The organism is Haloarcula sediminis (assembly GCF_035656455.1).
GTDB classification, from domain to species: Archaea; Halobacteriota; Halobacteria; order Halobacteriales; family Haloarculaceae; genus Haloarcula; species Haloarcula sediminis.
Genome location: NZ_JAYMGA010000012.1, coordinates 14,729 through 34,675, shown reverse-complemented (window position 1 = coordinate 34,675; position 19,947 = coordinate 14,729). Strand labels below are relative to the sequence as shown.

The following is a 19,947-nucleotide window of genomic DNA, read 5'->3' as shown; positions in this document are numbered from 1 at the left end:
TTCGGCCACACGCGCAAGCGGTGTCCATGCAGCCCCTCCACGCGCGCTACCCGTTCCTGGCCGCCGCCCGCGAGGCCGTCGAGACCGCGGCGGTCGACCTGGGCGAGGTGGTCGCGACGGACGAGGCGGTCACCGAACGGGCCGTGGAGCGGGTCGAACACGCCATCACCGACGGCACGGTCGGCGAGCCACACCGGCGCACCCGCGTCGAACTGCTCTCCTATCCGGTGGCCCGCGTGCTCGTCTCGCTGGTCGATACGAACGTCTGTACCCGGAAGTACGCCCAAGCCGAGGCCGAGACGGCCCAGGACCGCTTCAGCGAGGAGTTCGCGGCGACGACGGAGTTCAAGTCGACGAGCACCGAACGGGTGAGCCTCGACCAGCTGCTGGCCGAGTTCGACCTCGCGAGCGCCGTCACCGACGCCGAGGACGGCTACTGGGTCGAGGTGGGGACGTATCTCGACCTGGCGGCCGACCAGCGGGGGGACCGCTGGCGGCTGGTCAACCGGCCCCTGGCCGACGGGCGGGTCCGCATCGCCGCCGACGAGCTCCACGTCCTGTTGAAGCAAGCGATCCGCCACCGCGTCACCGAGGGACTCCCGTTCCAGGTGCCCGACGCAATCGCCGACGAGCTCGGCGACGAGGTCGAGCGGCTAAACGAGGTGCTCGCGGAGCTCGACCTCACTCGGGAGATAGACACCGTCGTTCCGGAGCTGTTCCCGCCGTGTATGCAGGCCCTGCTCGACCAGGTCCAGAAGGGCGAACACCTCGAACACCACTCCCGATTCGCCATCGCCGCCTTCCTCACGAGCATCGGGATGACGACCGACGAGATCGTCGACCTGTTCAACGTCAACCCCGGCTTCGGCGAGGAGGCGACCCGCTATCAGGTCGATCACATCCGCGGCGACACCAGCCCGACCGAGTACTCGACGCCAGCGTGTTCGACCATGCAGTCCTACGGGGACTGTGTCAACATGGACGAGCTCTGTGAGCGAATCTCGCATCCGATGGCGTACTACGAGAAGAAGATAGACGACGCCGAGGACGAGGAACTGGAAGACTGGCGCGAGGAGAACACGGACGACAGCGACGACGCGGCCGAGGCCTAGAACTGCTGACGTTCGAGCCAGATACCCGCACCGAGCATCACGACGACGAAGAGCCCGATAGCGCCAACCAGCGCGGTGCCACCCTGGGGCGTCAGCCCGCCGTCGGCCGAGTAGGTCGAGGCGACGAAGACGGTTGCGGCGATGAACGTCACGAGGGCGATGGCCGAGATGACGACCTGTACGATTGCCTCCCGCTCGATTTCCATGTCCCGCGATATCCTCGGGGCGGGCAAAAGGGTGTCGAAGCGCTCTAGGAACAGCTTTTGCTTCAGCAACGATTAATTCTGAGAGCCAGAGAGCCCCGGCCTGCTACGGTCCCACGACAGCGAGTCGCGAGTCGATAGCGCGGGGGCTTTCTGGCTGTTGGCGGTGTGGTTCTCGGTCCGTGTTAGCGTGGCTTTCTGGCTGTCCACGTTCACAGTCGCTCTAACACCTACGACCAATCCTGGCCGAGGGATTTAGGGTCGTTCGGACCCTACGTTTCGACTGGACACACCGAAGAAAACAGCCGTGTCCGCCCGCTATGACACTGATTCGCCCCTCGGACGACACCGAGCCGACTGCACTGGCACCCGACCCCGAGCGACTTGAGCCCCGCTCCCGTCGCGCCTGGACCGAGCGGATGCTGGTCGACCGCCGCGACGACGACACGTACGCCGTCACCACCGAGAGTGGCCACACCTACCGCGTCGACCTGCGCGAGCACAGCTGTAGCTGCCCCGACCACCGAATCCGCGGCGAGCGATGCAAACACCTGCGGCGGGTCGCCATCGAGATAACCGCCCGCAGCGTCGCGCCGCCGGGCCGTCAGCGGGCGAGATGTGACGTGTGTGGCCGTGTCACGTTCGTCTCCGAGGCTGAGGTCCCGCCCCACCGCTGCCGGCGCTGTGGGCTCGTCCCCGGCGATATCGTCCTCGACCGCGAGACGGGCAAGCGTCTCGTCGTCGCCCGCGTGATCGACGAGCGGGCCGACGAACGCGTCATCGAGGCGACGGGGGAGACCGTCGCCGAGTACGAGCGCAACGACGGCTATCCCGCCGACGACCGCGTGGTGGCGGCGACGTATCTGCGTGACGCCCGGGGCTCGAACCCCGCCCGTCGCTACGCGTTCCCGCGGTCGCGGCTGGACCGGACCGACGAGCAACTGGTCGAGTGAGGCCCCGCGACGGTGCCACGCCGTCCGCTGTGACTACCGTTTCCTAACCCGCTACAGCATCTCGGCCGCCTCGTCCTTCGAGAGGTCGCCCCGTTCGAACGCCGAGAGGATGTCGAGGACGGCCTGGTCCGGGCCGCTCTCGTCGGCCATCTCGTCGAGGGTCACTTTGCGGGTGTTGCCGACGAACTCGTCGAAGTCGGTGCCCTCGGACAGCGCCGTCTCCTTTTTCACACGGTAGTTGCCGCCGTCGGTGGTGTAGAGCTCGCCCGGGTGGAAGAAAAACCAGTCCTCGCGGTCGAAGCGGACCGCGACGCGCGGTTTCGCGCCGAAGTTCCGCGCGAAAAAGAGCAGCGCCTCTATCTCCTCGCCGTCCAGGTAGATGGGGTCGCCGGCGCTGGATTTGGCCTCGATGGCGTAGAACGTCTCCCCGTCACCGGTCAGCACGTCGGGCAGTTCCCGCTCGGTGGCGCTGCCGCTTGCCGGCGCGCGCATCACCGCGAAGCCCGCCTCGTCTAAGGCGTTGACGAGTTCCCGCTCGCGGCGGTCACCCTTCGCGTTCGAGTTTGCCATTGCCGAGTGGTGGTCCCACGTCGGTAAAACCGTTCATGTCCAGCGTTCATTCGGTTCATCCGGGCCGGTAGCACTGAACGGTCCCGTTCGTATATACGGGGACAACCGAACGGACTGGGTATGGACCGACGCAAATTCCTCAGTATGACCACGGTCACCGGCACGGCGCTCGCCGCCGGCTGTGGCGGCTCGACAGACAGTAGCAGCCCGACCGGCGAAGCCGGAACGGACAGCGGGAGCACCGACACGCCGAGCGGCTCGACCACGGGTAGCTTCCGCCTGCTCATCAGCGACCGACCGGCGGATATCGACGATTTCGACTCGCTGGATGTCACCTTCGACAGGGCTCGCGTCCACCGCCGGCAGTCCGACGGCGAGGCGGACGAGACTGAGGACGGAACGGCCGAAGCGACGGCGACGGAAACCGAGACAGCGACGGCAACCGGAACCGACGCCGAGGACGGGACTGACGACGAAGACGACGCCGAGGGCGGCTTCACCGTCTTCGACCTCGACTCGCCGACCGTCGACCTCACACAGGTCGTCGGCGAGAAGGCCATCGGCGTCCTCGACGGGAAGCTGGAGACCGGCGAGTACAGCAAGATAGAGCTGTACGTGAGCGACGTAAATGGGGTCGTCGACGGGGAGTCCGTCGACGTGACGGTCCCGAGCAACAAGCTCCAGATAACCAAACCGTTCGAGATAACGGCCGACGAGCCCATCGAGTTCGTCTTCGACATCAACGTCGTAAAGAAGGGCAACGGCGGCTACAACCTCCTGCCGGTCATCAGCGAGAGCGGCGTCGCCGGGAAAGACGTCGACGTCGAGGAGGTCGACCCGGCGGACGAAACCGACGAGGATTCGACGGACGAGGAGACCTCGACTGGGGAAACCACAGCGGCCGAGAGCGGAACCGGGACACAGACAGCGGACTGAGGGCGTTTCGGGGACGGTTTGACTACTCTTCTGCTCGGGACTCAAGTTCCCGGATAATCTCCTCGGTCTCGCCGCCGTCGCTGCGAATCGCCGCCGCGTAGCGCTGGTACTCCTCGCGGGAGACGGTCACCGTCTTCGACCCGCCCTGCCGGGTCAGCTCTAGCCGGACCATCCCCTGTGGGTTGTTCCGGGTGCGGAAACTCGCCATCGCGGTGAAGACGAACCAGAACGCTACGGCGGCCCCGAGGAAGTACGCCATCGCCGTCTCGAAGGCGAGCGTCTCCGCCCCGGTCGTCCATCGCTCGGGGTAGGCCACCTGAAAGAGCGCGATACCGACCAGACAGAGCCCGGCGCCGACGAGGACGCCGACGTTTTCGCGCCTAGAGGACGGGAGGACGGCCACGACTCCGAGAAACATCGCCGGGATGCCAAGCCCGCCAAGCGTCCCGGCGAGCTTCTCGGCGGCCCGGAGGTCGCTCGCGCCCAGCCACCCGCCGACGGGCGTCGTCACGACCAGCAGGCCGAGAACGACCGCTAGCGCGCCCAGCACGCAGAGGGCGGCCCCGGTGTAGACGCGCCGCGGGTCCCGCCCCTCCCACCGGCGACCCCCGTACGCGTCTCCGAGTTGCTCCATGCGGGTCCGTTGTGTCCCGTCCCACAAAACGGTACGTCAGACGGGCGTCGGACCCCGGAGCGCGCGCTCCGCGGCCACACAGAGGGTCCCCAGGTGGTCGCTGTCGACCCGTTCGAGCGTGGCGTCCGGGAGCCGGTCGGCCAGCGCCCCGCCGGTCGTCGGCGCCACGTTCGTGTCGTGTCGGCCCTGGAAGACGGCGACCGGAACCGAAACGTCGCCGAGTTCGAACGGCCACGGTGTGGCGAGCAGCCCGAGTTCCCGGACGACGCCGCTCGGCCCGCCAGCGGTCGCCGCCAGCACGTCGGCCTCGACCAGACGAGCGATTTCGTCGGGCCCGAGCGCGTCGGTCTCGGGCGGCCTCTCCGCCACGAGGTCGAGCGCCGCCGCTGGGCCCTGGCGACCGAGCGCCCACCGCTGGAGCCGGACCAGCCCCGCACACAGCCACGGGACGTGCCGGGCCAGCGCTCCCATCGCTCGCTGTGCCCGCCCCCTGTCACCGACGCCGGGCGGCCCGGTTCCGCTGACGAGCGTCACCGACTGGACGGCGTCGAGCCGGTGACAGGCCAGCGCGAACGGGGCACCTCCGGAGAAACCGACGACGCCGGCTTCATCGGCGCCGAGGTAGGCCAGCAGCGCGCTGGCGTCTTCGGGCCACCCGTCGATACCGACGGCGGCGTCTTCGGAGGCACCGACGCCCGGCCGGTCGGGGGCGATAAGACGGACGCCGCGCTTGGCGGCCGGCGCGGCGAGTAGCCGCCCGAGTAGCCGCGAGCCGGGCGTCCCATGACAGAAGAGCACGGGACGCCCGGTCGGGTCGCCGTAGGTGGCGTAGGCGAGGCGTCGGCCGTCGACAGTGAGATGCTGCGGGTCAGCACTGTCCGGATACGGGACAGTCTCGGGAGCCGCCACGGGGACCATACGCCGACGTTCCGGCCGACCGGACAAAAAAGTCTGAGCCTCGCAGGTGACGTTACTCGCTCTGGATGCGCGGCGCGAGCATGTAGGTGACCCGGCCCTGCCCCTCGGCGAAGTCAAAGTGCATCTTGACGGGGAACTCCTCGCCCAGCTCCATCTCGACCTCGGCGTCTTTCGGGATGGCCTTGTTCATGTTCTTCAGGTAGTCAAGCGAGAACAGGGAGTGGGCGTCGCCGGGCGTGAGGTCGATGAGGTCCTCGGTGGTCAGCTCCAGGTGGACGTCGTCGGTGTCGCCCTCGGCGTCGACGTAGAACAGCTCGTCGGTCGCGTCGACGCCCAGCGCGATGTGGTCGCTGACCATGTCCGCCGCGGTCACGGAGCGGTTGATGTCTTTCCCCTCGATGACGATATGGGCCGAGAGGTCGAGATCGGGGAGGTCCGGTTCCTGGCGGATAGAGTCGGGGTCGATGAGTGCGAGCGTATACTCCAGGCCGTCGATGGCGATGTGGAGCTTGCGTGTCTCCTCGTCGAGTTCAAGGTGGACGAGCTGGCCGGCGTCGGCCATCCCGGCGATGTCCTCCAGGCGAGAGAGGTTGACGCCGATGAGGCCGCCGTCGGTCTCGTAGGACTCGAAGGCCGCCGCGTCGAGTCGCAGATCGACCATGCCGACGTTGGCCGGGTCGACCGCCCGAATCTCCAGCCCGTCGTCTTCGAGGTGGATCTTGCACTCGTCCACCAGCACGCTCACTGAGTCGAGAGCCGACTTGAGCGTGTCCGCACTCACGATGGCGTTGAACATCTTGAACCGGGCTACGCCCCCATGCATTAAAAAGTCCCTCATTGATTCGCGTGCGCGCGGGAAATCCACCGGGTACGACGCTGGAGCGGTCGCCTCGGGTCCCAACTCAGGAAAACAACACGCCTAACCCTGTTCGGGGACTACCGACGGGAAATGTCCGGCAAAGACAAATACTACAACAAAGCCAAACAGCAGGGCTATCGCGCCCGGTCTGCCTACAAGCTCCAGCAACTCGACGAGACGGCCGGCCTGCTGGGCGAGGGCCGCACCGTCGTCGACCTCGGCGCGGCTCCCGGCGGCTGGCTGCAGGTCGCCGCCGAGGAGGTCGGCGAGCGCGGCACCGTCGTCGGCGTCGACCGCCAGCGCATCGAGCACCTGGAGGACCCGGAGCCGACGGTCGAGTACGTCCGCGGAGACATGACCGAGGAATCGACGAAACAGAAGGTCCGCGACGCCGTCGGCGGCAGTTCGGACGAACTCGGCGGTCCCGTCGACGTGGTCATCTCCGACATGGCGCCGAACATGAGCGGCGACTACGACCTGGACCACGCCCGCTCGGTCCACCTGGTCCGACAGGCCTTCGAGGTCGCGACCGACCTGCTCGGTTCGGGCGGGGACTTCGCGGCGAAGGTGTTCGACGGCCAGGACCTACAGGACCTCAAGGCCGACATCGAGCCGGAGTTCGAGTACGTCCGTGAAGTGCGGCCGGACGCCTCCCGGGACTCCTCCTCGGAGCTGTATCTCGTCGCGAAACACCGCCTGACTGCGCCGGTCCGCGAGGGCGACGTGGTCGAGGTGACCATCGACGACATCGGCGAGGAGGGCGACGGCATCGCGAAGGTCGAGGGCTTTACCGTCTTCGTCAGCGGCGTCGAGGAAGGGGAGACGGTCGAGGTGCGCATCGACGACGTGAAACCGCGCTTCGCGTTCGCACAGCCGGCCGAGTAGCGAGGGACCGGTGGTCGATGTCTCGTTTCCTCCACGCTTCGCTCACGGTTTCACCGTTCGCTTTCGAGTCGATGAGCGCAGCGAATCGCCTCGCTTACTCCATGGCTCACTCCGTTCGCCGTTTCGTCGAGGCACCTCACTTCGTTCGGTTCCTCGCTCACCACGGCGTCGGTCGGGCGCCCCGCTCCCGACCGCGGGCGACGGCGACGACGGCGTAGACGAAGGGGGTGTCCACCAGCGCGATGAGGAGCTTCAGGAGATACTGTCCGACAATCAGCGACAGCGCCGCTGCCGTCCCGGTGTCTCCCAGCAGAACGAAGCCGACGCCGACGAAGATGACCGTATCGAGTAGCTGGCTGGAGGCCGTCGAGCCGATGTTGCGGAGCCAGAGGTGGTCGCCGTCGGTGTACTCGCCGATGGCGTGGAAGACGAACACGTCCCAGTTCTGGCTGACGACGTAGGCAGCGAGGCTGGCGACGACGATGCTCGTACTCGCCGCGAGTACCGAACGGAACGCTTCGGGGTCGACCGGCTGTGCGGCCGCCGGGAGGCTGGGAGCGAGGATGGTGCTCCAGACCAGCCCCAGCAGGACGAAGTTCATCGCGAAGCCGACGTTGACGAGGACGGTCGCGGCCCGTCGCCCGTACAGCTCCGCGTAGCTATCGGAGGCGAAGAAGGTCAGCGCGTACGCAAGCGCCGCGCCCGGGAGCACGAGCGTGTCCCCGGCGACGGGGAGCGAGACGGGCAGCGAGAACGCCAGCAGCTTCGAGGCGGTGACCTGGGCGACCACCAGCGACGTGATAAAGAGCGCGAGCAGCCCGATACGGACGGGATCCTCGCTGCTACTGCTCATCGTCCAACCGTCCCTGTCGCTCGTCGATGTCGTCGAGCAGGTCAAGCGTCTTCCGGATAGAGGCCCGAATGGCCTCGCTGCGGTTGACGAACTTCCCGTCCTCGCCGACGTGGTCGTCCAGGTCGTCGAGGAGTTCGGCGGGCACTTCCACGCTTATCTTGGGCATATCCGGAGAATACCGCCGGCCGGCTTAAATCGTCCGTCTCCGCGCTAATCGGCCGGTTCGCCCCGTCGCTTGGGCGTTCGACGGCCGCCCAGCGTGTACACCCACAGGATGGCCAGGCCGAGCAGGTACGCAAGCGAGACGGGGACGCCGACCAGAAACATCGTGAAGATGCCTTTCGGCGAGAACAGCGCCGAGAGGGTGATGATGCCGATGACGACCTCGCGCCAGCGCTCGTACATCCGGGTGAAGGGGATGATGCCGCCCCGATGGAACAGGAACATCGTGATGGGGATCTCCGCGAGCAGGCCGATGCCGACCGTGAGGAAGAACACGAGCCAGCCGAAGCTGCTGATGCGGTAGGAGATTATCATGTTGGCCTGCAACTGGTCGCGGGCGATGGCCGAGATGGTCACCGGCGCGACATAGAGGAAGCCGACGAGGCTGCCGACCGCGAGCGCGCCAAAGAGCGACCCGCCCCAGACCAGCAGTATCTTCCGGTCGCCGACGACGAGCCCGCGCTCTTTCATCGCCGGCCACGCGAAGTACGCCACGAGCGGGATTATCGAGACGGCCCCGACGATGGTCGAGAACTTCACGATGAAGACGAGGTGCTCGACCGGATGCAGGGTCACGATGTTCACGCCGGCGCGCATTCCCTCGGGGAGGCGGCCGACGAACACTTCGCGGATGGCCCCGATGCCGCCCTGGTAGAGAAAGAGGAAGACGCCGGCCAGCACGGCGCCGAACAGCCCCAGTATCCAGAACGCCTTCGAGAGCAGCGAGTCGAGGATGAAGCGGATGTCGTAGTAGTAGCCGCCGATGTCGTCCTCGGTGGTCTCCTCCTCGGTGAAGGCGTCGGCCATCCCGGCCGTGGTCGAAGCGAGGACGTTGTCGCCGCCCTCGGACTGGTCGCTCTCGGCGGCCGCGTCTTCGTCGCTGTCCGCCGGACCCGGGTCGGGCCCGCCGTCCTCGTGGACGGCGTCCCAGCGGTCGAGGACGGCCTGGGCCTTCTCCTCGTCGCCGCTCGACAGCGCCCGGTCGGCGTGACCCAGCGCCTCCTCTTCGGTCATGACCTCGAAGGCCTCCTCGGGGGCGACCCTGACCGCCGAGGCGTCCAGCTCGCCGATGTCGATGGCGGTCGGGTCGCCGTGGCGCCGGCCGTCGGGGACGGCGCTCTCCGAGAGCGCCTGCAGGACGTGGTAGTACAGCACGGCCGCCGCGCCCGCGAGCCCGACGACGGCGCCGATGGCGAGGGCCGTCTCCGTGGCCGAGAGCCCGAGCAGGTCGGGCCGTGCGAGGTTCCCCTTCAGGCTCTCCGAGTAGGGCGCGGCGGCGGCGTCGATGGCCCGGAGCGCGCCGAATGCCGACGTTGTCAGGAGGAGATACACCGCGCCGCCGACGGCCACGAACGCGCCCAGGACGGTGTTCCACCGCTCGCGGGCGACCCGGCGGGTGCTGATGAGGTCGCCCGACCGCTTGACCGTCACCGCGAGCTTCGAGAGCGCGAGACTGAACCCGTAGAGCCCACACAGCGGCATGGCCCACATAATCTGTGTGAACGGGTCCGGCGGGGAGAAAAGCGCCCCGAACCCGAAGATAGCGAGGACGGCCAGGCGCCACTTCTCCCGGAACGTCTCGTAGGGGACGATGCCCGTATACGAGAGGATGGTCATCATCAGGGGGAGCTGGGCGGCCAGGCCGAACGAAACCGCAAGCAGGAAGACGAACTGGAACCACTTGACGATGGAGTATTGGGGGGTGAATCCGGCGGCCAGCGCGTTGCCGGCCAGGAAGTTGAACATGATGGGGAAGAACAGCTCGTAGGCGTAGGCGACGCCGACGGCGAACAGCCCCAGGCTGGTGACGACGAACAGCGCGCCCTTCCAGGCGGGGATGTGTTCGGTCGGCCACCAGCCCCGGCGGCGCAGCCCGTCGCGGCCGAAGTAGATCAACAGGGGTACCGACATGAGAATCCCGATGACGGCCCCGATTTTCACCTGCAGGAGGATGACGTCGAAGGGCGTGACGGCGACGATGTTTGTCGCCTGTGACGTCGTCAGGTCCATCTGGGAGTACAGCAGGTCCGCCCGCAGGCGGTCCCAGGCCCCGTACTGCAGGGCCATGATGGTCCCGATCATGCCGACGACGAAGACGATGAACACCTTCTGGAGGTTCGACTGGGCGGCCGAAAGCATCGCGCCCAGCGTCTCACGGCCACTCTGGACCGTGCGGACGGTGTCCTCGTCGATAGCGCTCGACATCTCTCGTGAGGGTAGCCGACTAACCGTTATCAATTTGTTCATGGCCCGCGGGGCCCGCTTCGCTCGAAAAGAAAGTTTACAACGACCTCCCGCTAAACCGCTCCCAGATGGGTAACGACGGGGACCGCTCGGGTTTCGACGGGGACATCTCACGGCGCGAGAGCGATATCTACCCGAGTCTGGACCCCCGGGGGGTTCCGGCGGCCGCCGGCGACGCGGGAGCGGCCGCCGGCGCCGAGCCTGCGCCGGACGCGTCGGACGGGACCTTCGAGGGCGCCCCGGACGACGAGGAGATGCCCCTGGCCGACCACGTCGAAGAGATGGCGACGCGGCTGTTCATCGTCCTGGCCGTGATGGCCGGGGTCGCCGTGCTCGCCCTGCCCGCATCGGACGAGCTCATCAACTTCCTGTGGTACTCCTTCCTCGACGGGCCGGCCGAGAGCTGCGCCCGCATCGCCGTCGACGCCCAGCCGGGCGGCGAGGCGGCCGGTCCCGCCGGTGCCGACTGCCCGCACGTCTACAGCCCGCTCGCGCTCATCCTCGCGCGGCTGAAGGTCGCCTCGCTGGTGGGACTGGTCGTCGGGCTGCCGGTGTTCGTCTACGAGACGTACCTGTTCATGCGCCCGGGACTGTACCCCAGCGAGCGCCGCTACTACTTGGCCGCGGTGCCGACGAGCCTGGTGCTGGCCGCGGTCGGCGTCGCGTTCGCGTACTTCCTCGTCCTGCGGGCGATGTTCGACTACTTCATCACGTACTCCGACCGGGCGGCCGACCTCGCGTTCGGCCTGGGTGAGACGTTCAACCTCATCATCCTGATGCTCGGCTTCTTCGCCATCGTCTTCCAGATTCCGCTCTTTGTCATGCTGGCCATCATGATGGGGGTCGTGACCCGCCGGTGGCTCGTCCAGCGCCGCCTCTACTTCTGGGGGGCCTTCGCGGCCATCGCCTTCGTCTTCAGCCCGGACCCGACCGGGATGGCGCCGCTGATGGTCGCGGTGACGATGATCGGCCTCTTCGAGGGGACCTTGCTCCTGTTGCGGTGGACCGGCACCAGCTCCCCGGTTCCGACCGCCGAGGACGTGGCCAAGCGCCGGCCTTACGCCTATCTCCTCTTTGCCCTCGTCGGCTACGTCCTCAGCCCGCTCCCGGTGCCGACGGGCTACTACGGCGCTCTGCCGAGTTCGCTCACGGGGCCGCTGGCCGAGGTCGGTTTCGCCCCCTCCATCCTGGTCGGTGGCGGGCTCATCCTCCTCTTTGAGCTGACGGCCTACCTCAACAAGAACTACTACGGCAGCGCGCGGCTGTGGCGCGGCCTCCGCCGGGTCCGCCTGCCGGTCTGGACGGTCGCCATCGTCGTCGGCTACCTCTCGACGCCGGACCCGACCCTGTTCCGGCTTGTCGACCAGTTCGGCCTGGCGCCGACCGCGGCCGCCGGGGTCGCTCTGGCCCTGTTCTTGGCGTTCGAGGGTGGCCTACTGGTCGCCCGCCGCGCCGCGAGCGGGGGCGGTGCAGAGTGACGACGCTGCTGCTCGCTCGCCACGGCGAGACCCCCTGGAACCGCGAGGGGCGGGTCCAGGGGTGGGCCGCGACGGGGCTGACCGACCGGGGCGACGAGCAGGCCCGGGCGCTTGGCGCGTGGCTCGGGACGGCTCACACCGTCGACCGCGTGCTGGCCTCGGACCTCGAACGGACCCGGGCGACCGCCGCGACCGTTCGCGAGGCCGCCGGCGGGCTCCCCGCCCCCACCTTCGACCCGTCGCTTCGCGAACGGGGCTTCGGCGTCTATCAGGGGCTCCTGACCGAGGAGGTGGCCGACCGCTTCCCCGACCACGACCGCGCGAAGAGCTTCCTCACGCTCGACGTCGACCCGCTGAACGGGGAGTCCGTGGCGACCTTTCTCGACCGCGTCGAGCGCGCCTGGCGGCTCGTCACCGAGGCCGTGGCCGACGGCGAGACGGCCCTCGTCGTCACACACGGTGGCGTGTTGAAGCTCGTTCGGGCGTTGCTGACCGACCGGGGCTCGCTGGCCTCGCTGGCTCGGAACTCCCCGCCGAACTGCTCGGTCACCGAGGTCGGGCTCGACGGTGACCCCGAGCTGGTCCGCTTTGGCGCCACGCCGTGGCGCGACTGACTACTCCGCGCTCGGATAGTCGGCGTCGAACACGTCCGCGACCACGTCCTCGCCCGACTGCTCGTCTTCGGGACTGACGCTGCCAGTCCGATAACCGTGCAAATCGAGTGTCACGTGGTCGAAGCCACAGTCCCCGATGTGGTCCCGGGCGGCCCGGACGAAATCGGGGTCGAGCGCGGCCTCTAGCTCCTGTTCCCCGACTTCGATACGCGCCAGCCCGTCGTGGTCCCGGACCCGGAACTGCTCGAACCCCCAGGTTCGCAGCAGCCGTTCGGCCTTCTCGACGCGGGAGAGACGCTCCTCGGTCACGTTTAACCCTGTGGGGATGCGCGAGGAGAGGCAGGCCATCGAGGGCTTGTCGGCGACCGAGAGGTCGTACTCGCGGGCGATGGCACGGACCTCCTCTTTCTCGATGCCGTGTTCCAGCAGCGGCGAGTAGGCGTCGAGTTCCTCGACGGCCCGCAGGCCCGGACGATGCCCCTCGCCGGCGTCGGAGGCGTTGGTGCCGTCACAGACCACGTCGATGCCGAGTTCGCGGGCGCGGTCGTACATCGCGCCCAGCCGCATCGAGCGGCAGTGATAGCAGCGCTGCTCGTCGTTGGCGACGAAATCGTCGCTGTCCAGCTCCGAGAACTCGACGAGCTCGTGGCGGATACCGATCTCCTCGGCGACCCGCACCGCGTCGTCGAGCTCAGCCGCGGGGAGGGTCTCCGACTTCGCGGTACAGGCGACGGCGTCGTCGCCGAGCGCGTCGTGGGCCAGCGCCGCCACGACGCTCGAATCGACGCCCCCGGAGAAGGCTATCAGGACGCCGTCCCGTGTGGCGAGGTCCTCGCGAACGGCGGCGGCGGTCTCGGCGACAGCGGACATGCGGCGAGATACTGGCCGGACGGGCAAAACGCCTTCGCGTCGGCCCGTGGCCGTCCACGCCCCGAACGCGGGCGACGGTTAGCGCGACTCCTCGGCAATCGCCGTGACGGTGTCGTCGTAGTTCCCGACGAAGACGATACCGTCGACGACTGCCGGCGGCGTCCGAATCAGGGCGCCCGTATCGACAGTCCAGCGCTCGCTGCCGTCGCTGGTGTCCAGTGCGCGGACTATCCCGTCGCCACAGCCGGCGTAGACGGTGTCGCCGACGACGCTGAGTTCGGCTGCCAGCCAGCCGCCGGGCCGGTACCGCCACTGCTCGGCGCCGGTGGCGGCATCGAGGGCGAAGATGTCGTCGTGTGTCGTACCCAGATACGCGGTACCGTCCGCGACTGCGACCGTCGGCCCGCGGTTCGTCCTGGCCTGGAAGCGCCGATGTTCGGTCCCGTCACTCGCCGACAGCACGAACAGCGTTCCCTCGGTGTTGTTCGACGTACTGACGTAGACGAGGCCGCCGGCCACCGTCGCCGAACTGTACACGTATCGGCCGGTCTCGAAGACCCACTGTTGGCTCCCGTCGGCGGCGGAGAGCGCGTACATTCGCTGGCCGAGGCTGCCGACGTAGACGGTGCCGTCGTCGACCGCCGGCGAGGCCTGCACGCGGCCCCGTGTGCCGAAGCGCCACTGCTGGCTCCCGTCGGCCGCGGCGAGTGCGTACACGTGGTTGTCGTTGCTGCCGACGTAGACGATACCGTCGACGACTGTCGGGGACGAGACGACGGGACCGTCCGTCTCGAAGCGCCACTGCCGGCTCCCGTCGGCCGCGTTGAGCGCGTAGACGTAGCCGTCGCTGCTGCCGACGTAGACCGTGTCGTCGACGACGGCCGGCGAGGACTGGACGACTCCACCTGTCTCGAAGGCCCACTGCCGGCTCCCGTCGGCGGCGTCGAGTGCGTAGACGTAGCCATCGTGGCTCCCAACGTAGACCGTGTCGTCAACGACGGCCGGAGACGTTTGGATGATATTGTCCGCCCGGAACGTCCACCGCGTGGTGACGTTTTCCGTGGGCCCGGTCTCCCCGGGCGCCGTTCTGGTGTGGGCCGGGTTGGCGCCGAACATCGGCCACCCGCCTATCGAGTCGGCGTCTATCGGCTCCGACTCGCTTGGCTGTTCGGGCGTGTCGACCGGCGTGTCGGGCTCTGTCGGCGTGGCGGTCCCGGCGTCGGTCTCCGTCGGCGGCTCACTCTCCGTCGTGTTACAGCCCGCGAGCCCCGCTGTCCCGGAGATTCCCAGCGCCAGCAGGTACTCGCGTCTCGTCGGTCGGCGCGTCATGTGTGCTATCGAACACCGGTTGGCTTAAACTATCTGTCCGTACGGCGGGAGTGTCCACGCATCGCCGACACGGGGCTGCCACGGGAGGTTTTTTCTCGCCGGCCGCGAATGAGCCGACAGATGGAGCTCGAATCGGTACCGGGGGTCGGGGCGAAGACGGCCGAGGCGTTGCGCGAACTCGACGACCCCGAGCGGGCCCTCAGCGAGGGCGACGTGGCCGCGCTCTCGCGGGCCCCGGGTATCAGCGAGGGCCGGGCCGCCCACATCGCTCGCGGCGCGATCCGGGCCGAACACGACGACCCCGGTGGCTTCGCCGCCACGCCCCGGGCCAGAGAGCTGTACGAGGCGGCACTCGCCCTGCTTCAGGAGCGTACCGTCACCGACTACGGCGCCAAGCGTCTGGAGACACTCTACCCCAGCGGCGTCCCGAGCCGCATCGACGAGGTACGGGCCTTCACCGAGCGGGCGCTCGCCCGCGAGCCGACGCCCGCGGTCCGCGAGGCACTCGCCGGGGTCGAACCCCTGACAGAGCCCGGCGACGTGCGGGTCCGGGACCGCTGTCTGGCGACCGGCGACGCCGAGACGTACGCCGCCGCGGGGTCGGCCATCCCGGAGGTGAGCGTCGAACTCGTCGACGACGCCCGCCAGCTCGCGGAACTGGCCCGCTCGTACGCGACGGTCGTGGTGCTGGACGAGGCCTTCGCCGGCGTCGACGTCGAGGGGGACGTACGCGTCGAGCCAGACGCGCTGGCGGAGCCGGCCTCGGTCGTCCCCGAGCGCGTCCTCACGTTTTTCGCCCGGAACCGCGACGCGGTGCAGGCGGCCATCGCGGTCCATCGGGCGGCCGACCTCGACCCGGACTGTGACCTCGACGCCCTCGCCGACGCGCTGGCCCAACTCGACGCCGACGGCGGGGTCCGGGGCGACGACGAGCTCGACCGGCTCTCGACGGCGGTCGACGACCTCGATGCCGCCGTCTCCGCCGCCGAGAGCGTCGCCAACGACCACCTGCGGGAAGCCATCGAGGAGCGGGACGTGACCATCGAGGGGACGGACCTGCTGTCACTGGTCGAGCGGGGCGCCGGCGTGGACTCGCTGCTCGACCGGGAGCTGGCCGACGAGTACGCCGCCGCCGTCGAGCGGGCCCGTGACCACCTGGTCGACGCGCTCGACCTGCGCGAGACGGCGTCGATGGCCCGCCGGGCGTTCCCCGACGAGCCCACCTACCCGGTCGAACACGAGGAACGGGTCGTCTCGCGGCTGCGTGAGGAGCTGACCGCGACGCGTGACCGGCGGGCGACCCAGCGCAAGCGCGCTATCGCGGACGAGCTGGCGTCGCTGCGGCCCGCCGCCGAGGCGCTGGTCGATGCGGCCCTGGAGCTGGACGTGGAGCTTGCCGTCGCCCGCTTTGCCGACGACTTCGGCTGTACGATGCCCGAACTGACCGACGAACCGGGGTTCGCCATCGAGGGCGGCCGGTCGCCGCTGCTTGACGTTCCCTTCGAGGATGTCGAGCCGATCGACTACGCCGTCGACGGCGTCACCGTCCTCTCGGGAGTCAACAGCGGGGGCAAGACCTCGACGCTTGACCTGGTCGCGCTCGTGACCCTCCTGGCCCACATGGGGCTGCCCGTCCCCGCCGAGTCGGCTCGGGTCGGGCGGATATCGGAGCTCCACTACCACGCCAAGACCCAGGGGACCCTGGACGCGGGCGCCTTCGAGACCACACTGCGGGACTTCGGCGAGCTGGTCAGCGAGGTCTCGGCCGACCGCCCCGTCCTCGTGCTCGTCGACGAGCTCGAATCCATCACCGAGCCCGGCGCCGCGGCGACCATCATCGCCGGCATCCTCGAATCGCTGGCCGAGCGGGAAGCCGCCGGTGTCTTCGTTTCCCACCTCGCCGAGGACATCCTCGAAGCCGCCGAGGCCGACCTCTCCGTCGACGGCATCCAGGCCGAGGGGCTCGTCGACGGCGAGTTGCGCGTCAACCGCTCGCCGGTCAAAGGCGAGCTGGCCCGCTCGACACCGGAGCTTATCGTCGAGAAACTCGCCGAGGACGGCGACGGCTTCTACAGCGGGTTGCTGGAGAAGTTCGAGTAGCGCGAGGCGCTCCCGACGGGTCGGGAAGGCCTCGAAACCGACGCGGTGAGCGACCCGCCGAACGGATGCCACGCGTTGCCCGCGGCGGGCGTCGCTGCCCGGTCGTCAGTTTGGCCGCTCGGGAACCGTCTCGGCCCCGCAGCTCCACGTTCACTGTCGGTGGCAAATGGTTAAGTGGGCAGCGAAGCTCGGTGAAAGTGATGAGCGACAATCCTGAGGAGGACATGCTCGGGTGGGACGAGTCCGTCTTCAGGGACGAACACGTCTTCGAGATAGACTGGCTGCCGGAGACGTTCAAACACCGCGAGACGCAGATGGAGACGCTGAAATACGCGCTCCGGCCCGCCGTCCGGGGCTCGCGTCCGCTGAACGTCATCGCGCGGGGCCCGCCCGGCACCGGCAAGACCACCTCGACCCAGATCCTCTTCGACGAGCTGACCGCCCAGACGGACGTCCAGGCGGTGCGGGTCAACTGCCAGGTCGACTCGACGCGCTATGCCGTCTTCTCCCGGCTCTTTGCCGCTATCTTCGACTACGAGCCCCCCTCCTCCGGGATATCCTTCAAGAAGCTGTTCTCCCAGATAACCGACAAGCTCGTCGAGGAGGACGAGGTACTGGTGGTGGCGCTGGACGACGTGAACTACCTCTTTTATGAATCGGAGGCCAGCGACACGCTGTACTCCCTGCTGCGCGCCCACGAGGCCCACTCGGGCGCCCGCGTCGGCGTCATCTGTGTCTCCTCGGACCTCGAACTCGACGTCATCGAGGAACTGGACACCCGTGTTCAGTCGGTGTTCCGGCCCGAAGAGGTCTACTTCAACAAGTACGGCCAGGCCGAGATCGTCGACATCCTCGACGAGCGCGTCGAGCGGGGGTTCAACGAGGGCGTCGTCGGCCCCACGGTGCTGGACCGCGTGGCCGAACTCACGGAGCAACAGGGCGGCGACCTGCGGGTCGGTATCGATCTCCTCCGGCGGGCCGGGATGAACGCCGAGATGCGCGCGTCCCGCTCCGTCGAACTGGAGGACGTGGAATCGGCCTACGACAAGTCGAAGTACGTCCACCTCTCCCGGCGGCTACAGGAGCTGTCGGACTCCGAGCGGGCGCTGGTCGAGGTCATCGCCGAGCACGACGGCAAACGGGCCGGCGACATCTACGACGCGTTCAACGACAAAAGCGGGCTGGGATACACCCGCTACTCCGAGATAATCAACAAGCTCGACCAGCTGGGCATCATCGACGCCGACTACACCGAGGTGGAGGGGCGCGGCCGCTCGCGCCAGCTGACGCTCAACTACGACGCCGACGCCGTGCTGGAACGGCTCTGAGGCCGTACGTTTAAGTACGATACCGCGGCCAGTCCCGGCCCACCATGGACCGGAGAGCCTATCTCACTGCACTGGGGGCAGCCGCCGCGGCCGTCAGCGGCTGTAGCGAGGGGGAAAACACAGGGGCAGCAAACGGCACGGCGGCCACTGACGGTACGCCCACGCCGGCCGGGGAGGGGACTGCGACACCCGAGCGGTCCGACCCGACGCCGACTGTGACGGACGCGGGACTCTTGCTTGACCGCAGGGCGGACGCCCTCGGCGACATCGACAGCGTCGGTCGGGGCGCCCCGCTCGTCGTCGGCGTGGAGTACGACCTGCCGGCCAGCGGGGGCAGCGCCCGCGGACTCGCCGAAGCGCGTGTCTTCGACGGCGACACTCGTCTCGACACCTACACGCAGGAGGTGGACGTCGTCGCCGACGGCGACAGCGTGAGCCGCCGGGCCTGGTTCAGCTTCGGCACCGCTGACTGGGAGCCGGGCAGCTACACCGCGGAGGTAGTCGTCAACTCCGAGAACTACGGAACGTCGACCTCGACCGAGGTGGCCGCCGAACTCGTCGAGCCGCTCGGCGAGGGGGAGGTCGAGATGACCGTCGCCGAGTTCCCGGACGACGCCGTCGCCGGCGAGGCGTTCGACTGGACACTCGAGTTCCGGAACCTGAGCGACCGCGACAGCAGCGTTGTCACCGACACCGTCACGGTCGACCCCGCCAGGGCTGACTCCGTCGCGCTCGACTCCCAGTACCGCGAGAACGTTCCGGCCGGCGAGGCGGTCGAGGTCGAAAAGACGGACTTCCGCATCAACCGTCCGGGCACGTACACCTATCGCATCGACGCGCTCGACGCCGAAGTCGGCTTCACGATCCGGCCGCCCGAAGCGTGATCAGGACAGCTGTTCGAAGGTCTTCTCGGCCCACCGGACGGCGTAGTCGGCGCCGTGGTCGTCGTAGGCCGCGGTATCGAGCGCCGCGAAGGGGGCGGGCAGCTCCAGTCCGTGTTTGACCGCGCTGCAGGCCAGTTCCGCGGCGGCGGCGAAGTCGGTCTGGCCGCGAGCGAGCTCGCCCGAGAGGTCCGACAGCCGCGGCTTCAGCCGCTCGCCGGCGTCGGCCCAAGCGGCATGCAGCTCGGGGTGGTCGTCGGCCCATCCCTCGAAGACCGACCGCGTCTGTCGCCCGAGATAGGCGTCGTACAGCGCCACCGCGAGCTGGTAGGTGCCCGACGGACCGACTTGGGGGTCGGTCGTCGCCGCAAGCTCGCGATACGCCTCGCCGAAGAACTCGATGAACTGCTCCGGTTCGCCCAGCCCCGTCTCGACGATGGCCTCGGCGACGAGGAAGTCGACGAAGTCGTCGGGCGAGGTCTCCAGCCGCGGCTTGACGATGACACAGGGCGGTTCGGTCTGTGTGGTCCAGGCGACACCGCCGTCGCCGGGCAGGCCGATAGTGAAGTCGCCGCCGATGTACCGGTGGAGCTGGTCCGGGGCGCTCTCGGGGACCCACGACGGGTCGAGCGCGAGCGGGTCGACCGAGTCGGTCACCAGAAGCAGGTCCTCGGCGGCTCCGGGGTCCAGCGTCTCGAAGTCCGTCGAGCTGTTCAGCACGACGGCCTCGGGCACGTAGGCGTCACGCACAGCGGCCACGTCCCCGTCGAGGGTGCGCTCGCTGAACATCTACGCCGAGAACACGATGAGGTTCGCGACGATGGCGACCGAGAGCAGTGCGGCGATAGCGATGGTACCCAGGACAATTTTCGTTGCCGTACTCATGTGGGTGGGTATCGCAGGCCGGACATTAAACCTTGAGAAAACCGTCTCCCTTGCACCTGTTCACAAACGCTTC

At 68.4% G+C, this 19,947-nt stretch carries 21 protein-coding genes; 9 read left to right on the top strand and 12 right to left on the bottom strand.

Annotated elements, in window-relative coordinates:
• Nucleotides 1-26: 26 nt before the first annotated feature.
• A complete protein-coding gene (gene priL, locus VJ162_RS16990) occupies nucleotides 27-1,112 on the top strand; it encodes a DNA primase regulatory subunit PriL (protein WP_324665939.1) in 1,086 nt (361 codons plus the stop codon).
• Here priL and VJ162_RS16985 read toward each other — a convergent pair.
• On the bottom strand, nucleotides 1,109-1,318 hold the full coding sequence (locus tag VJ162_RS16985; protein ID WP_324665937.1) for a DUF7472 family protein: 210 nt from the start codon (nucleotides 1,316-1,318) through the stop codon (nucleotides 1,109-1,111). The genes priL and VJ162_RS16985 overlap by 4 nt on opposite strands.
• A 317-nt stretch (nucleotides 1,319-1,635) precedes the next feature.
• Here VJ162_RS16985 and VJ162_RS16980 point away from each other — a divergent pair, with 317 nt between their 5' ends.
• The gene (locus VJ162_RS16980; RefSeq protein WP_324665936.1) at nucleotides 1,636-2,268 is read left to right on the top strand and encodes an SWIM zinc finger family protein; all 633 of its coding nucleotides are present in this window, start codon (nucleotides 1,636-1,638) and stop codon (nucleotides 2,266-2,268) included.
• A gap of 51 nt (nucleotides 2,269-2,319) precedes the next feature.
• On the opposite strand, the gene hjc is transcribed toward VJ162_RS16980, so the two are convergent.
• Nucleotides 2,320-2,838: a Holliday junction resolvase Hjc gene (gene hjc, locus VJ162_RS16975; protein WP_324665935.1), complete on the bottom strand. Its 519-nt coding sequence runs from the start codon at nucleotides 2,836-2,838 to the stop codon at nucleotides 2,320-2,322.
• A gap of 120 nt (nucleotides 2,839-2,958) precedes the next feature.
• Between hjc and VJ162_RS16970 the strand changes: the two genes are divergently transcribed.
• Nucleotides 2,959-3,774, top strand: coding sequence for a DUF4382 domain-containing protein (locus VJ162_RS16970; RefSeq protein WP_324665933.1), 816 nt, complete (start codon nucleotides 2,959-2,961; stop codon nucleotides 3,772-3,774).
• 22 nt (nucleotides 3,775-3,796) lie between these two features.
• Here VJ162_RS16970 and VJ162_RS16965 read toward each other — a convergent pair whose 3' ends face one another.
• The 3 genes from VJ162_RS16965 to VJ162_RS16955 are packed head-to-tail and all read right to left on the bottom strand — an operon-like array spanning nucleotide 3,797 to nucleotide 6,122.
• Nucleotides 3,797-4,408 (bottom strand): DUF7139 domain-containing protein, encoded by a 612-nt coding sequence (locus VJ162_RS16965; protein WP_324665930.1) that lies wholly within the window; start codon nucleotides 4,406-4,408, stop codon nucleotides 3,797-3,799.
• A 36-nt stretch (nucleotides 4,409-4,444) separates the two neighbouring features.
• Nucleotides 4,445-5,326 carry an alpha/beta fold hydrolase gene (locus VJ162_RS16960; RefSeq protein ID WP_324665928.1) on the bottom strand — a complete coding sequence of 294 codons (882 nt, stop codon included), beginning with the start codon at nucleotides 5,324-5,326 and terminating at the stop codon, nucleotides 4,445-4,447.
• A 52-nt stretch (nucleotides 5,327-5,378) separates the two neighbouring features.
• Nucleotides 5,379-6,122 carry a DNA polymerase sliding clamp gene (locus tag VJ162_RS16955; protein WP_324666031.1) on the bottom strand — a complete coding sequence of 248 codons (744 nt, stop codon included), beginning with the start codon at nucleotides 6,120-6,122 and terminating at the stop codon, nucleotides 5,379-5,381.
• 153 nt (nucleotides 6,123-6,275) lie between these two features.
• Between VJ162_RS16955 and VJ162_RS16950 the strand changes: the two genes are divergently transcribed.
• Nucleotides 6,276-7,070, top strand: a complete 795-nt coding sequence (locus VJ162_RS16950; RefSeq protein WP_324665926.1) for a 23S rRNA (uridine(2552)-2'-O)-methyltransferase — start codon at nucleotides 6,276-6,278, stop codon at nucleotides 7,068-7,070.
• A gap of 157 nt (nucleotides 7,071-7,227) precedes the next feature.
• Here the strand turns inward: VJ162_RS16950 and VJ162_RS16945 are convergent, their stop codons facing one another.
• From VJ162_RS16945 to VJ162_RS16935, 3 genes are read right to left on the bottom strand one after another with little or no spacing between them, the layout of a single operon-like run.
• A complete protein-coding gene (locus VJ162_RS16945; protein WP_324665923.1) occupies nucleotides 7,228-7,923 on the bottom strand; it encodes a queuosine precursor transporter in 696 nt (231 codons plus the stop codon).
• Nucleotides 7,913-8,089 (bottom strand): ribbon-helix-helix domain-containing protein, encoded by a 177-nt coding sequence (locus VJ162_RS16940; RefSeq protein WP_324665922.1) that lies wholly within the window; start codon nucleotides 8,087-8,089, stop codon nucleotides 7,913-7,915. The genes VJ162_RS16945 and VJ162_RS16940 overlap by 11 nt, the downstream gene beginning before the upstream one ends.
• 44 nt (nucleotides 8,090-8,133) lie before the next feature.
• Entirely contained in the window at nucleotides 8,134-10,350 is a 2,217-nt protein-coding gene (locus VJ162_RS16935) for a twin-arginine translocase subunit TatC (RefSeq protein ID WP_324665921.1), read from the bottom strand.
• Between the two features lie 107 nt (nucleotides 10,351-10,457).
• Between VJ162_RS16935 and tatC the strand changes: the two genes are divergently transcribed.
• The gene (gene tatC / locus VJ162_RS16930) at nucleotides 10,458-11,867 is read left to right on the top strand and encodes a twin-arginine translocase subunit TatC (RefSeq protein ID WP_324665920.1); all 1,410 of its coding nucleotides are present in this window, start codon (nucleotides 10,458-10,460) and stop codon (nucleotides 11,865-11,867) included.
• Nucleotides 11,864-12,481, top strand: coding sequence for a histidine phosphatase family protein (locus tag VJ162_RS16925; protein WP_324665919.1), 618 nt, complete (start codon nucleotides 11,864-11,866; stop codon nucleotides 12,479-12,481). The genes tatC and VJ162_RS16925 overlap by 4 nt, the downstream gene beginning before the upstream one ends.
• Here the strand turns inward: VJ162_RS16925 and larE are convergent, their stop codons facing one another.
• Nucleotides 12,482-13,351: an ATP-dependent sacrificial sulfur transferase LarE gene (larE, locus tag VJ162_RS16920; protein ID WP_324665918.1), complete on the bottom strand. Its 870-nt coding sequence runs from the start codon at nucleotides 13,349-13,351 to the stop codon at nucleotides 12,482-12,484.
• A 78-nt stretch (nucleotides 13,352-13,429) separates the two neighbouring features.
• The gene (locus VJ162_RS16915; RefSeq protein ID WP_324665916.1) at nucleotides 13,430-14,680 is read right to left on the bottom strand and encodes an outer membrane protein assembly factor BamB family protein; all 1,251 of its coding nucleotides are present in this window, start codon (nucleotides 14,678-14,680) and stop codon (nucleotides 13,430-13,432) included.
• 120 nt (nucleotides 14,681-14,800) lie between these two features.
• On the opposite strand from VJ162_RS16915, the gene VJ162_RS16910 reads away from it, so the two are divergent.
• The 3 genes from VJ162_RS16910 (at nucleotide 14,801) to VJ162_RS16900 (ending at nucleotide 18,992) form a co-directional block, all read left to right on the top strand.
• Nucleotides 14,801-16,780 (top strand): MutS-related protein, encoded by a 1,980-nt coding sequence (locus VJ162_RS16910; RefSeq protein WP_324665915.1) that lies wholly within the window; start codon nucleotides 14,801-14,803, stop codon nucleotides 16,778-16,780.
• Nucleotides 16,781-16,980: 200 nt separating this feature from the next.
• Nucleotides 16,981-18,108: an ORC1-type DNA replication protein gene (locus tag VJ162_RS16905; RefSeq protein WP_324665913.1), complete on the top strand. Its 1,128-nt coding sequence runs from the start codon at nucleotides 16,981-16,983 to the stop codon at nucleotides 18,106-18,108.
• A gap of 44 nt (nucleotides 18,109-18,152) precedes the next feature.
• Complete coding sequence (locus VJ162_RS16900; RefSeq protein WP_324665911.1) at nucleotides 18,153-18,992, top strand: hypothetical protein; 840 nt, start codon at nucleotides 18,153-18,155, stop codon at nucleotides 18,990-18,992.
• Here VJ162_RS16900 and VJ162_RS16895 read toward each other — a convergent pair whose 3' ends face one another.
• Both VJ162_RS16895 and VJ162_RS18630 read right to left on the bottom strand, forming a co-directional pair.
• Complete coding sequence (locus VJ162_RS16895) at nucleotides 18,993-19,778, bottom strand: DUF7089 family protein (RefSeq protein ID WP_324665910.1); 786 nt, start codon at nucleotides 19,776-19,778, stop codon at nucleotides 18,993-18,995.
• Nucleotides 19,779-19,874: a hypothetical protein gene (locus tag VJ162_RS18630; protein WP_455429324.1), complete on the bottom strand. Its 96-nt coding sequence runs from the start codon at nucleotides 19,872-19,874 to the stop codon at nucleotides 19,779-19,781.
• Between the last annotated feature and the right edge of the window lie 73 nt (nucleotides 19,875-19,947).